The organism is Marinilactibacillus sp. 15R, assembly GCF_001895285.1.
Classification (GTDB): domain Bacteria; phylum Bacillota; class Bacilli; order Lactobacillales; family Carnobacteriaceae_A; genus Marinilactibacillus; species Marinilactibacillus piezotolerans.
In genome coordinates this window covers 164,948-178,889 of the sequence record NZ_CP017761.1, presented here as the reverse complement: position 1 = coordinate 178,889, position 13,942 = coordinate 164,948, and the positions used below count along the sequence as shown (strand labels likewise).

Genomic DNA, 13,942 nt, shown 5'->3' with positions numbered 1-13,942 from the left:
AATCTAATTATCTAGGAGGACACGGAATTGTCTGAACAAAATTCATTTTATATTACTACACCAATCTATTATCCAAGTGGTAAGTTGCATATAGGAAATGCCTATACGACCATTGCTTGTGATGTAGTGGCTCGCTATAAGAGATTACAAGGATTTGATACTTTTTATCTAACAGGAACAGATGAACATGGACAGAAAATCGAAACAAAAGCTCAAGAACTTGGCCAGACACCTCAGGAATATGTAGATGGCATGGCAGAAGGAATACAAGAGCTATGGAAGACACTTGCAATCACCAATGATCAGTTTATTCGTACCACTGATTCTTATCATAAAGAAGTTGTTGCAAAGATCTTTGAGAAATTATTAGCGCAAGGTGATATTTATCTGGGAGACTATGCAGGCTGGTATTCTGTTTCCGATGAAGAATTCTTTACTGAAACGCAATTGGAAGAAGTTTACCGAGACGAAGAAGGCAACGTAACCGGCGGAATCGCACCAAGCGGTCATGAAGTTGAATGGGTAAAAGAAGAGTCTTATTTCTTCAAGATGAGCAAGTATACAGACCGATTACTTGATTATTATGAAAACCACCCGACATTCATTCTTCCTGAATCAAGAAAAAATGAAATGATCAATAACTTTATTAAACCAGGATTGGAAGATTTAGCTGTCTCTCGTACTACATTTGATTGGGGAATTCAGATCAAATCAAATCCGAAACACGTTATCTACGTATGGATCGATGCACTGACCAATTATATTACTGCATTGGGTTATGACCCTGATCTAGGAGGTTTTGAGAATCAATCTGAACAATTCAAAAAATTCTGGCCGGCAGATGTACAAATGGTTGGAAAAGAAATCGTTCGTTTTCATACGATCTATTGGCCAATCATGCTGATGGCGCTGGATCTCCCGTTGCCGAAACAAATTTTCGCGCATGGCTGGTTATTGATGAAAGATGGGAAAATGTCCAAATCAAAAGGAAATGTTGTTTATCCCGAATTTTTGGTAGAACGTTACGGACTAGATGCATTGAGATATTATTTAATGCGAGAAGTAACATTTGGCAGTGACGGAATTTTTACACCCGAAGAGTTTGTCAATCGAATGAATTATGATTTAGCAAATGATTTAGGGAATTTATTGAACCGTACAGTTGCGATGATCAATAAATATTTCGATGGACAAGTGCCGGCGTATAATGGTGACGTCACGGAGTTTGATGAGATTCTTCGTCAGACAGCTACTCAAAGTATCTCAGAATATAACCAGCATATGAACACAATGCAGTTCAGTTCTGCTTTAGCTTCAGTCTGGACATTGATCTCACGTACAAATAAATATATAGATGAAACAAAACCTTGGGTATTAGCTAAGGAAGAAAAAGGTCAGAAAGAATTAAGCAGTGTTATGGTACATTTAGCTGAGAGTTTAAGAGTTGCAGCGATTCTATTACAACCAGTACTAGTAGAAACACCGGCGAAAATGTTTGAACAATTAGGTATAGATAAAGAAAATTCAGGATGGGATACAGTAGCATTCGGACAGTTTCCAGCGGATACTAAAGTCACGAAAAAGGGCGAACCGATTTTCCCTAGATTAGATAAAGAAGAGGAAATCGCAGCGATTCAAGAAGCAATGTCCGGAAATGCTTCGAGTGTAGAAACGAAACCTGAAGAAGAAAACTGGAACCCAGAAGAAATACAACTATCATCAGTCAAAGAAAAAGAAATCAAATACGATGCCTTTGATAAGGTAGAGTTGAAAGTTGCTGAAATCATTAGTTGTGAAAAAGTTGAAAATGCAGATAAGCTACTGAAGTTTCGTTTAGATGCAAATGACGAAGGTGGACATCGTCAGATCTTATCAGGAATTGCTGAATACTATCCGGATTTTGAGCAACTGATTGGCAAAAAAGTCGTGATTGTTGCGAATCTGAAACCACGGAAAATGCGTGGAGAAATCAGCCAGGGTATGATCTTGTCTGCAGAGGATGAAGACGGAAATCTGACTATTGTCGAAGCACCGGCACATATGCCTAATGGATCCATCGTTGCTTAAATTTTTATGAATCAGACAAAGAGCTAGGCTAAACCCTAGCTCTTTCATTTGCTTTTAAAAGTGCATCTAAGTGAGGCATCTGGTAGTATGAAGATAACAAAATATAAAGGAGAAGATCAATAAATGTTTTTTGATACACATACTCATTTAAATGTAGATAAGTTCAAAGGTGAAGAAGCAGAATTGATAGCAGAAGCAAAACTGCATAATGTAAACAAAATGGCGATAGTAGGATTTGATGCCCCTACTATAGAAAAATCATTAGAATTAAGTCGTGATTATGAAGATGTTTATTCTATTATCGGCTGGCATCCAACGGATTCTGATACGTATACAGATGAGGTAGAAGAGATGCTGATCCAAAAGCTGCAATTACCTAAAGTTGTCGCAATGGGAGAAATGGGACTCGATTATTATTGGGAAAATGTTCCTAAAGAGATTCAACATGAAGCATTCAGACGTCAGATCAGAGTAGCCAAACAATTGAATCTTCCGGTTAGTATCCATAACCGTGATGCAACAGAAGATACGTATAAAATCTTGAAAGAAGAAAAGATCGAAAAAATCGGTGGAATCATGCATAGCTTTAATGTGGATACCTATTGGATGGAAAAATTTTTAAATCTTGGTATGCATATTTCATTAAGTGGCGTCGTGACATTTAAGAATGCGCCTGAAGTTAAAGAAATAGCTAAAGCAGTACCTTTTGACAAATTATTGATCGAAACAGATGCGCCATACCTGTCTCCAATGCCTTATCGTGGTAAGAGGAATGAACCGAGCTATGTACGTTTTGTAGCAGAAGAAATTGCCCGCTTAAGAGAAATTTCTATTGATGAAGTTGGAGATCAGACTACTATAAATGCTGAAAAGCTTTTCAGATTAATTTAGATAGGAGCTCTAGATTTTGAAAAAAATCAAAGAAATTATCGTCGTTGAAGGTAGAGACGATACGAAACGAATTAGATTAGCTGTTGATGCGGATACAATCGAAACCAATGGATCAGCGATCAATGAAGAGACATTAGCTAAAATTGAACATGCCCAAAAGAAACGTGGAGTGATCGTTTTTACAGATCCGGATGTATCCGGGGAAATGATTCGTAAAACAATCTCAAGGAGAATACCAGGGGTAAAGCATGCTTTTTTAAATCGCGAAGAAGCAAAACCGACTAAAAAGGGTAGTCTAGGGATAGAACATGCTTCTATTGAAACAATACAAAAAGCACTTGAAGGGTTATATAGTGAACGACCAGAATCTGAACCAACGATCAATCGATTATTCTTATTGAACGAAGGATTGATGGGAAGACCTCATTCCAAAGAGCTGCGAATTAAATTAGGAAATGAACTGAGAATTGGTTATACCAATGGAAAACAATTAGAAAAAAGATTGAATATGTTTGGAATCACACAGGGGAAAGTTGAGAAAGCTTTAGAGAAGATCAGAAAGGAGGAAGCAAAATGAGTGAGCATAAAGATATCGCAACACCAGCTAGAACAAAAGCTATATTAGATAAATATCATCTGGCTGCTAAGAAAAGCTTAGGACAAAATTTTATAGTGGATACGAATATATTAGAAAAAATTGTAGCTACTGGATCAATCGATAAAGAAACAACAGTAATCGAAGTCGGGCCGGGAATTGGAGCTTTAACGGAACAAATTGCCAAAAAGGCAAAAGAAGTCATTGCTTTTGAAATTGATGACCGACTGCTTCCTGTTTTAGAAGATACGCTGTCACCTTACAATAATGTAAAGGTCATTCACCAAGACATCTTGAAAGTTGACTTGAAAGTTTTCGAAGAAGAATATCTAAAAGAAGCAGAACGGGTTGTCGTTATTGCTAACTTGCCATATTACGTAACAACTCCGATTATTTTAGAATTCTTAGAATCATCACTTCCAATTGACAGCATGGTATTGATGATGCAAAAAGAAGTAGCAAACCGATTATCAGCAAGTCCTAGCACCAAAGCTTATGGATCGCTATCAATAGCGGTTCAATATTATATGGATGCTGAAGTAGCCTTTATTGTTCCTAAAACAGTTTTCACTCCACAACCAAACGTTGAATCTGCTGTGATACGATTATCTCGTAAAGAAATACCAGAAGTCATGGTTAAAGATGAAGCTGCTTTCTTCCAAGTTGCTAGATCAGCGTTTGTACAAAGACGGAAAACTTTATGGAATAATTTGCAGTCTGCTTATGGAAAAGAACCGGAAATCAAAGAAAAACTAAAAAAATCGCTGGATATTGCTGGAATTGATCCAACAAGACGAGGCGAAACGTTGTCATTGAAAGAGTTTGGTCGTCTTTCAGATGCTTTAGTTGAACAGAAACTTCAAATTGAACTGAAAAAATAAAAACATTTTTATATACTATCCAAAATGAAGACTTTCTTATAAAAAGGAAGTTTTCTTTTTTTGCAAAAAAATATAAATTCATAAAAAAATCAAAAGATAGTTCGGGTTTAGCTAAATAGAAAATAAAAAGATATTTAAACTAGTAAGCTGAATAGTTGTTGGAATAGAAATGTTAAGCTGAATTATCTAATTATTTAAAGTAAGATAAAAATTATTAAAATGAATATTTTAACTTGAATTAAATTGAAGGATATATGAATATTTTTAGCTAGTATAAATTTATGTAAATTCCTTGTTAAGTAAGTGTTTGAATAATGTTGAGGTGGATATAATCTGAAAGCTGAAAGAATAATCGATATGACCATGTTAATATTTTACTGAAAGAATATCGGGAGATACATCCTTAGCAAGAGTGAATATTATAAACATATGAAATTATTAGAATATAACCATTTTTTAGAAAATTATTTGAAACCAATCTTTTATTTCAAATAAACTTTTAATTTTCGGTTTTTTATGTTATACTATATTTATAACTTTGTGAGGTGAATAGATTATGCCAATTACTATAGCAAGTATTAAGCAAAATCTTGACGGTCAGTTAGGGAAACAAATCAAATTGACAGCTCAAGCCGGACGGAAGAAAACGACTGAACGCAAAGGGATACTGACTGATACTTTCCCAGCTGTGTTCATTGTGGAATTGAATAAAGAAGAAAATGCTTTTGAACGTGTTTCATATAGTTATGCCGACGTCTTAACACAAACCGTAGAATTAGAATTTTTAGGAAACGAAATTTAACCACTTAATTTAATCATGTACTTAGCCTATGAAAAAAGCCGATAATAAACGCTTGATTTTACATGTCTAAGTTAAAATATAAAATAAAAGAAACCTGTCCAGCACTATATATAGTGCTGGACAGGTTTCTTTTTAAAATTATGGAGCAACTAATTCAACTTTAATTCGGTCTGGATCTTCAAAGTAAACGGCATAATGAGAATCTCCGCCTGCATAAGGATGTGTATTTGTATATAAGATTTTTGTATTACGTTCTTTAAGCTGATCCGTCAGAATGTCGATGTGCTGACGTGATGTTGCATAAAAAGCCAGGTGGTTCAATCCTACTCGACATCTATGGTAAGGAATATCCAAGAACCGATCCTCAGTCTGAACAAAAACGATATAAGTCGCATCTAGTTTCCAGCTTTGACCACTTTCCCATTTTTGAAAGGGCGTATAGCCTAACTCCTCCAGTAACCAACCCCAGAACTCCACTGTACGACTTAAATCTGATACATATAATTCAATATGATGTAACAATCCCTTTGACATTCAGTTCACTCCTAAACGAATATTTTAATAAGTTTATCAGAAATGAAATACGTTTATAAACCCAAAAAAGAAGGAAACTATAAACAAATTTTTCCTTTGTAAAACAGTATATGTCTGATAATATAAAAAGTTACGAGACTAGTTAGAATCAATGAAAAAAGGGTAAAAGATATTTACCAAAAAGGAGTATTAATAATGAGTATTACGCTTATCTTATTAGTAATAGGCATTGTTTTTCTGGGATCCTTAATGAGGGCAGTATTTGGTTTTGGAGACTCTATTATCAGTATGCCTTTATTAGCGTTGTTACCGATTGATTTATCTACCTCCATTTCACTTATTGGATTAGTGGGATTTACGGTTGCAGTATTAACCATTCTATCAGGTTGGCAAAATGTTGATCGGCCTGTTTTGGGGAGGCTTTCTATTGCTACGTTATTGGGGATACCTTGTGGTTTGTTATTAGTCAGGTTTGCCCCTAATAAAGTCATTACATATAGATTAGGGATCTTTCTAGTTATCTACGGTATTTATTCGTTGGTTAAACCTCGGTTATTTCAGTCGTTGCCAGATTTATCACTAAACAAATCTATCTGGTCGCTTCCTTTTGGATTTGTTGCCGGGATATTCGGAAGTGCTTATAATATGAATGGTGTACCTGTCGTTATTTATGGCACAATGCGTGACTGGAAACCAGAAGTATTCAGAGAGACCCTGCAGGCACATTTTTTAGTTTCTAGTTCACTGATTATTGTAGGCCAGTTTATGGGAGGGTTTTGGTCTAAAGAATTATTTCTTTTATATGTTTTATCTTTACCTGTTATTGGAGTTGCTATATTATTAGGGAACTTTATTCATGGACGGATACCAAGTTATAAATTTGGACGTTATGTTTTTGTTGTTGTGATCGTATTGGGCATGATATTACTAGTTTAAGATTAATAAAATATTTAAAGTGAAGGTGTTATTTGCGTATAAAAGATAACTCAAAACAAGTTCATGGACTACATATAAAAAAAGTAGTCCATTGCAATAAACCACTGATACGTGAAAATATTAAATGGTTTCCATACAAGAATAATATGCTGAATGGTACGGGTAGTACATTCAAATACATAAAATTCGAAACAAATAGATTTAAAATAGTAAGCGTCATCTTTTTAAATTAACCTAGCTTTCGATAAACTGTATAGTAAGTAAACTAAGAGAATATTCAAGAAAAGGAGGATAGCAGTGGATATTGTAGAAAAAGCGCCGGCCAAAATCAATTTGACTTTGAATGTAATAGATAAACGAGCAGATGGATTTCATGAAATGAGAATGGTCATGACGTCCATAGATCTGGCAGACCATCTTACTTTTACAGAGCGTAATGATTCGAAGATTACTTTATCCTCTAATACAGCTTTCATGCCTTTGAACAAGAAGAATATTGTCTATCAGGCAGCCCGGATATTGAAAGAAAAGTTTGATGTTCAATCAGGTGTGAATATTGTAATCGACAAACAGATTCCTATAGCAGCTGGGCTAGGAGGAGGCAGCAGTGATGCCGCTGCTACATTGAGAGGATTGAATCGGTTATGGGAACTGAATTTGAATTTAGAAGAATTAGCCGTTATAGGAGAAGAGTTAGGGTCTGACGTTCCATTCTGTATTTATAATAAAACAGCCTATGCTACTGGCAGAGGCGAAGTAATCAATTTAATAAAAGAAGTCCCTCAGTGCTGGGTTATCTTAGTCAAACCACCTAAAGGGATTTCAAGCTGGACAGTATTTGGAGAATTAGATTTGAAAGAAATTCCTCAATATGATTATCACAAAATGATTGAAGCAATCAATTTGAATGATTACGACGGTATGGTTCAGCATGCTGGGAATGCTTTGGAAGATATATCGATCAGACAGCAGCCTGACATTAAAATGATCAAAGAGAAAATGAAGAAATTTGGAGCAGATATAGCAGTTATGAGTGGAACCGGACCTACAGTGTATGGACTGACACAGCAATATTCAAAAGCACTGAGAATAGTTAATGGCTTAAAAGGATTCTGTAAAGAAGTCTATTTAGTCAGAACGTTAAAATAAACAGATGTACTATCTGCTTATCCGGACATCAGTATTTATAATTTATAATGGAGATATAGAACCTAACGTAGAAGTGATTCATCGTACTTAATTCAAGTAGAGAGTAAGTTTAGATAGACTAATAAACTTGCCATTAACTTTGACGAGCCTTTAAATAGTGGGTAAAGTTAAGGATTTTATCTTGCAGCCAACTAAAAAGGATGTTCTTATGAAAGGGTATAACAAGAAGACTCGTTTCTATTCTTATCTAGCATATTAATAAACGAGAGTATACTTTGAGAGAAATGTATACTCTCGTTTTATTTTTCTAAGAAAAGGTTGACAGCAATCTGATTTACCTGTAAAGTTATCAAATCGTAATGATTACGATTTGATAAATAGAGAAAGGTGGATAGTACGAAATGAATAAAATGCAATATATATAGGATTTTATCAAACTATTATTTTTGTGGCGAGTCAAAATTCAAATACATCTTCAGAAATATGGAGATAGAAATAATCGGAAAATATTAATCAGCACGTTAAGGTGAATTACTAAATTTTTGTTGACTTTCTAAAGGGAAGCATGCTATTGTTTGAATCGTAACGAATACGATTTTGAAGAATTTGTATACGTAATTATTAGTATAAATAGAAGAAAAAAGTTACTTTCGTGACATTTTGAAGTCATAGTATATATCTTGATAAATTACTATCTAGTATTAAAAGGAGAATGAAAAATGAAACATAGATGGTTAGGTTCGGCCTTACTTACTTTAATGATCGGAACAACTCTTGCTGCCTGTTCGACTGAAGAAACTGAAGAAGAAACAATGGAAGCAACAAATGAAGATGCAGAAGTATCGGTTATAGCTTCATTTTATCCTATGTACGAATTTGCCAGTCAAGTCGCTGGAGATCGAGCAAATGTTACATTGATGGTCGGAGGTGGAGATGATCCGCATCATTATGAACCAAGCGCACAAGATGTTGCCGCTGTTAATGAAGCCGATTTATTTGTATATAGTAGTCCGGAAATGGAATTCTGGGCTGAAAGCCTATTTGATACAATTGAAAATGATGATTTGAAAATTGTAAGTGCAGCTGAGGGTGTGAATCAAACGGCTCATTCTGAAGACGACCATGAAGAAGAAACTGAAGTTGGAGTAATTTCTATTGAAGGTCTTGCTGCTCATTACCATACTGGAGACACGGTTGAATTGACAGCTGAAATGGAAGGCAATGACTCTTTAGATCACTGGCATTGGTACACAAGAACAGCTGAAGATGCAAAATGGGAAGCAATTGCTGAAGAACTTAGTCCAAAGTTAGCTTATGAGGCTCCTGAAGAAAGTCTTGAAATAAAAGCAGTGTTATATGGAGATGATCATGAAGTCTTTGCTGAATCAGATCCAGTCACTATAGAGATAGAAAACCATGAAGATGGAGATACTCATGAAGAAGATGATCATGAAAGCGAAGAGACCTCAACCAATCAAGAAGGAGAAGCAAATGAGGTTGTTCAATCAGGAGATGTAGTTATTGCAGGATTAGCAGGTCATTATCACTCAGGAGACGAAGTAACAATTGTTGCCGAAACTGAAGAAGAGGTTAGTGAATGGAAATGGTCAGTTCGAAAAGATGAGAATTCAGAGTGGGAAGTTGTACCTGATCAAATAACTGAACAATTCAGCTCGTCAGCAGATGAAGAAAGTTTTGAAGTGCAAGGGGTAGGGCTAGATGCTGAAGGTGAAGAAGTTGTCAATACTGATCCGGTAGAGATTATTGTAGAAAATCATGAAAACGAAGATACACATAGCTGGTTAGATCCAGTATTGGTTCAAGAACAAGTTGATGCGATTCGTGATGCCTTGATTGAAGTAGATCCAGAAGGTGAAGAAGTCTATACAGAAAATGCAGCGAATTTCAATAAGAGACTACAAGAACTTGATCAAGAATTTCAAGATGCGTTCGCAGATGCAGAAAATCGAACATTTGTCGTTCAACATCAAGCATTTGGATATATTGCTGAACGCTATAATCTGGAGCAGATTGCTGTGGGTGGATTATCAACTGAAGTAGAACCTAGTCCTTCTAGGATTGCAGAAATTGGTGCTTTAGTAGAAGAAAATAATGTGCCTGTTATTTACTATCAACAAGGAGCTGACTCTTCTATTGCACAAACAATTGCCGCAGAAACCGGAACTGAAACAGCTGTGCTCCATGATCTGGAAAGTTTGTCTGAAGAATTGCAGTCAGAAAATTTAGGTTATATTGAAGCAATGGAACAAAATATTGAAGCACTAAAATTAAGTATTAACTAAAAATTAGATAAGGAATTTAGAGGACAACTTTTTATGCTTATGTAGATAAAAAGGTCTGTCCTTTTGTTCCGTTTAGAATACAAGTTGCAATCGTTACAATAATCCAGTAGAATACCGAAAGAGAACGTAAGGGTTTAAAGAGAGGGTGCAATAATGCAATATATAAAAGTAAATGACCTTGCTTTTTATTATGAGAATGAACCAGTGCTGGAAAACATTTCTTTTGAAGTGAATTCTGGTGAATTTGTTATGCTTACAGGAGAAAATGGAGCTGCGAAAACGACACTACTTAGAAATATCTTAGGGTTATTAAAACCAACTAAAGGAAATGTAATACTTTCAAAAAAAAATAGACGAGGTAAAAAGCTAGTAATTGGATATGTACCTCAACAAGTATCATCGTTTAATGCCGGATTCCCAAGTACTGTATTAGAACTTGTACAGTCGGGACGTTATCCTAGAGGGAAATGGTTTAAAAAATTAGATAATGAAGATAAAGAACACGTTCGTCGTTCATTAGAATCTGTTGGAATGTGGGATATGAGAAATAAAAAAATCGGAGAATTATCCGGCGGACAGAAACAGCGGATTTCACTTGCACGAGTATTTGCTACCGATCCTGACTTGTTTGTCCTAGATGAACCTACAACCGGAATGGATGTAGAGTCACGAGAAGAATTTTATAAACTACTGAAACATAATAGTGAAGTTCATGGTAAAGGTATATTGATGGTTACACATGATCATGACGAACTGAAACAGTATGTGGACAAACATATTGAATTGATCAGAAAGGAGAATTCACCGTGGAGATGTTTTTCTATGGATTTATGCAAAGAGCCTTCCAAGCATCACTCTTCATCTCACTGATTGCTCCTGTACTTGGGCTATTCCTGATCCTGCGTAGACAATCTTTGATGGCAGATACATTATCACATGTTTCTCTTGCTGGTGTGGCATTAGGGATGCTGATAGGAGTTAATCCGACTGTTACGAATATTATAGTAGTCGTTGGGGTAGCCATTTTACTTGAATATCTAAGATTAATCTATCGCTCTTATTCAGAGATTTCGATTGCTATTCTGATGTCTGGCGGAATGGCTGTAGCGCTGGTACTGATGGGATTAAATGGTGGAGGCGCAACACTAACTGTAGATCAGTTCCTATTTGGATCCATCGTTACAATTAGTCAAGAGCAAGTGTGGATGTTGCTTGTATTGACGATTATCATTGGATTATTATATATAATTTTCCGTAAACCAATGTATATATTAACGTTCGATGAAGACACAGCTTATACTGCCGGACTACCTGTTAAATTGATGTCCATATTATTTAATGTACTGACAGGTATAACGATAGCAGTGATTATGCCAATCGTGGGAGCTTTACTGGTGTCGGCTATTTTAATATTGCCTGCTGCTATTTCAATGCGATTAAGTAAGAGCTTTACTGGGGTCATACTGATTGGAATCATGATTGCCGTATTTGGAATGACCACAGGACTTATATCTTCTTATCAGTACGGTACACCTCCCGGAGCGACAATAACGATTATTTTTATTGGTGTTTTTATAGTGACTTTAATAGTTGAAAAGTTGAAAGTGAAAAAAATAAAATGAGAAATAGTTAAATTATTTATCCAAATAAAGATAAATCAGTACATTTATTAGATGTACTGATTTTTTATAATGTCCTAATAAAGTTATCTGTTTCTGCTCATATTAACGTAGTATAAAATGATCTTCAAAAGACTTGACAGAAATAGGAAAAGAGTGTATTATTTAAATCGTAACCATTACGATTTAAAGTGTATAGGAGGATATATATTGGCAAAGAAAAGTAAAATCGAAAAACATAAAAAACAAGTAAGAACAGTGGAAAAGTATGCAGCAATCAGAAAAGAGTTAAAAGAAAAAGGCGATTATGAAGGTTTAGCTCAGTTACCTAAAGATGCTTCCCCTACAAGAATTCAAAACCGGGATAAGTTAGATGGACGACCACATGCCTATATGCGTAAATTTGGTTTGTCTAGAATTAATTTTAGAAAACTAGCACATGAAGGTAAAATCCCTGGTGTCAAAAAAGCAAGCTGGTAAATAGCAATGTGATTTACTATATAAAGTAAAAAAGTTTTATATAGTAAAATTATTCTAATGCACTTAAACCTTGCATTATAGATTAATAACTGATTAAATGAAGAAAGGGAATGGTTGATATGGCCGAAAAAAAAGACCTTGCAACTGCACGTAGAATGATGAAAAGCCCTAATAAAATAACAGCTAGACGGGGACTAAAAGTAATCAAAGAAGTGAAAAGATTAAGAAAAGGTCTGAAAAAATAGGAGGATGATTCATGCGAGTAAATATTACGTTAGAATCTGTTGAAACAGGTGAAAGACTTTACATTTCAACTAAAAACAAGAGAAATAATCCTGAGAGACTTGAATTGAAAAAGTATTCTCAAAAATTACGTCGTAAATCATTGTTTAGAGAAGTTAAATAGTTAGATGAACCTATAAGTAAGCTCTGAAGTCCTAGAATGAAGGATTCAGAGCTTTTTTTGTTATTGTAAGGTAAAAAATGTTACGATATGTTTATAATTATATTTTTAATGGGATTAGATAAAATAGCAATTGATTTAATGAAAAGTAGACTTTTCACATAATATCGGAAATATTTAAGGAGAAATTTATGTTTGAAGATTTATTTGTTAATATTTGTATCGTTACTACACTTGTATTTGTTTACATGAAAATCAGATGGGGAAATCGAGAAAAAAGTAGTTATCCTTGGATTTCTCATTTAATAGATGGATTTTGTGGAGGCATCTTGGGCCTATTCTTGATGCAATTCTCCATTCGTGTTACAAGTGAGACCTTAGCCGATATGCGCTATATACCCATTTTACTTATGTTACTTTTTGTAGGAAAGGTTCCCGCAGTAATAAGTGCTGTATTGATTATAATTAGTCGCTTTCTTTTTGGGGTGAACAAGTCTTCTTATGCGGCTATATTGATGATTACAACTTTGTTAGCAGGTTATTTGATTATAGAAAAAATATTTAGAAATGAAGATAACATTCTTTTAAAAGGAATGTACATGGTTATCTATTCAAATGTTATTGTAACGATCTTTTTAAATTATGTTCTCAGCGATATCAGTATTCTTATTCCGTTAACGGTTATTTATTGGACTGTTTCATCAATAGGAGGATTTACTTCTATATTTTTAGTGAATTATCTTAGAAGATCTGAATATTTATTTAGAAAATATGAAAATGAATCTACAGTTGATTTTCTGACAGGATTACGAAATGTTAGAAATTTTGATAGTATTTGGAAATATTCTAAAGAGCTAGCTGAAAAGAAGAATAAATTCTTATCCTTATTGATGTTAGATATTGATCATTTTAAGCGAATCAATGATACGTATGGTCATGGGAATGGAGATTTTGTTTTGATGGAAGTATCTAGGATAATGGAAGAAGCTATTACAAAAAAAGGTTCGGTTTTTAGAAAAGGTGGAGAAGAATTTGCGATTATTCTACCAACCTATTCAAAATCTCAAGCAATTGAGATAGCAGAAAGAATTAGAAGCAGGGTAAAAAGACATCAGTTTAAAATAGACGGAAATACAAAATTATTAGTCACTATCTCTATTGGGATTACAAGTTTTCCTGAGACAACCGGTTTAATTGAAAATATGGTAGAAGCTGCGGATAATGCACTTTACCGTGCAAAAGAAAACGGAAGAAACCAAATTTCTTTGTAAAAAATGATTTT

The 13,942-nt window shown here is 34.6% G+C and carries 15 protein-coding genes; 14 read left to right on the top strand and 1 reads right to left on the bottom strand.

The window, feature by feature from the left end; genetic code table 11:
* Window positions 1-27: 27 nt before the first annotated feature.
* The 5 genes from metG (at window position 28) to BKP56_RS00765 (ending at window position 5,236) form a co-directional block, all read left to right on the top strand.
* Window positions 28-2,067 (top strand): methionine--tRNA ligase, encoded by a 2,040-nt coding sequence (gene metG / locus BKP56_RS00785; protein ID WP_072693292.1) that lies wholly within the window; start codon window positions 28-30, stop codon window positions 2,065-2,067.
* Window positions 2,068-2,190: 123 nt separating this feature from the next.
* A complete protein-coding gene (locus BKP56_RS00780; RefSeq protein WP_072693291.1) occupies window positions 2,191-2,958 on the top strand; it encodes a TatD family hydrolase in 768 nt (255 codons plus the stop codon).
* A 16-nt stretch (window positions 2,959-2,974) separates the two neighbouring features.
* The gene (rnmV, locus tag BKP56_RS00775) at window positions 2,975-3,535 is read left to right on the top strand and encodes a ribonuclease M5 (RefSeq protein ID WP_072693290.1); all 561 of its coding nucleotides are present in this window, start codon (window positions 2,975-2,977) and stop codon (window positions 3,533-3,535) included.
* Entirely contained in the window at window positions 3,532-4,434 is a 903-nt protein-coding gene (gene rsmA, locus BKP56_RS00770) for a 16S rRNA (adenine(1518)-N(6)/adenine(1519)-N(6))-dimethyltransferase RsmA (RefSeq protein ID WP_072693289.1), read from the top strand. Before rnmV ends, rsmA begins: the two co-directional genes overlap by 4 nt.
* 556 nt (window positions 4,435-4,990) lie before the next feature.
* Window positions 4,991-5,236 carry a Veg family protein gene (locus tag BKP56_RS00765; RefSeq protein WP_072693288.1) on the top strand — a complete coding sequence of 82 codons (246 nt, stop codon included), beginning with the start codon at window positions 4,991-4,993 and terminating at the stop codon, window positions 5,234-5,236.
* Between the two features lie 138 nt (window positions 5,237-5,374).
* Here BKP56_RS00765 and BKP56_RS00760 read toward each other — a convergent pair whose 3' ends face one another.
* Entirely contained in the window at window positions 5,375-5,770 is a 396-nt protein-coding gene (locus tag BKP56_RS00760; RefSeq protein ID WP_072693287.1) for a VOC family protein, read from the bottom strand.
* 195 nt (window positions 5,771-5,965) lie between these two features.
* Here BKP56_RS00760 and BKP56_RS00755 point away from each other — a divergent pair, with 195 nt between their 5' ends.
* From BKP56_RS00755 to BKP56_RS00720, 9 genes are all read left to right on the top strand, one after another.
* Window positions 5,966-6,706 (top strand): sulfite exporter TauE/SafE family protein, encoded by a 741-nt coding sequence (locus BKP56_RS00755; RefSeq protein ID WP_072693286.1) that lies wholly within the window; start codon window positions 5,966-5,968, stop codon window positions 6,704-6,706.
* A 297-nt stretch (window positions 6,707-7,003) separates the two neighbouring features.
* Window positions 7,004-7,855 (top strand): 4-(cytidine 5'-diphospho)-2-C-methyl-D-erythritol kinase, encoded by an 852-nt coding sequence (ispE, locus tag BKP56_RS00750; protein WP_072693285.1) that lies wholly within the window; start codon window positions 7,004-7,006, stop codon window positions 7,853-7,855.
* 719 nt (window positions 7,856-8,574) lie between these two features.
* The gene (locus tag BKP56_RS00745; protein WP_072693284.1) at window positions 8,575-10,158 is read left to right on the top strand and encodes a metal ABC transporter solute-binding protein, Zn/Mn family; all 1,584 of its coding nucleotides are present in this window, start codon (window positions 8,575-8,577) and stop codon (window positions 10,156-10,158) included.
* A gap of 153 nt (window positions 10,159-10,311) precedes the next feature.
* Window positions 10,312-11,028 carry a metal ABC transporter ATP-binding protein gene (locus BKP56_RS00740; RefSeq protein ID WP_072693283.1) on the top strand — a complete coding sequence of 239 codons (717 nt, stop codon included), beginning with the start codon at window positions 10,312-10,314 and terminating at the stop codon, window positions 11,026-11,028.
* Window positions 10,965-11,780, top strand: coding sequence for a metal ABC transporter permease (locus BKP56_RS00735; protein WP_072693282.1), 816 nt, complete (start codon window positions 10,965-10,967; stop codon window positions 11,778-11,780). Before BKP56_RS00740 ends, BKP56_RS00735 begins: the two co-directional genes overlap by 64 nt.
* Before the next feature lie 207 nt (window positions 11,781-11,987).
* Window positions 11,988-12,257 (top strand): 30S ribosomal protein S14, encoded by a 270-nt coding sequence (rpsN, locus tag BKP56_RS00730; protein WP_072693281.1) that lies wholly within the window; start codon window positions 11,988-11,990, stop codon window positions 12,255-12,257.
* Between the two features lie 119 nt (window positions 12,258-12,376).
* Window positions 12,377-12,502 (top strand): putative metal homeostasis protein, encoded by a 126-nt coding sequence (locus BKP56_RS13825; protein WP_177206404.1) that lies wholly within the window; start codon window positions 12,377-12,379, stop codon window positions 12,500-12,502.
* Between the two features lie 11 nt (window positions 12,503-12,513).
* Window positions 12,514-12,663: a 50S ribosomal protein L33 gene (gene rpmG, locus BKP56_RS00725; protein ID WP_072693280.1), complete on the top strand. Its 150-nt coding sequence runs from the start codon at window positions 12,514-12,516 to the stop codon at window positions 12,661-12,663.
* Between the two features lie 188 nt (window positions 12,664-12,851).
* Complete coding sequence (locus tag BKP56_RS00720; RefSeq protein WP_072693279.1) at window positions 12,852-13,931, top strand: GGDEF domain-containing protein; 1,080 nt, start codon at window positions 12,852-12,854, stop codon at window positions 13,929-13,931.
* Window positions 13,932-13,942 lie beyond the last annotated feature (11 nt).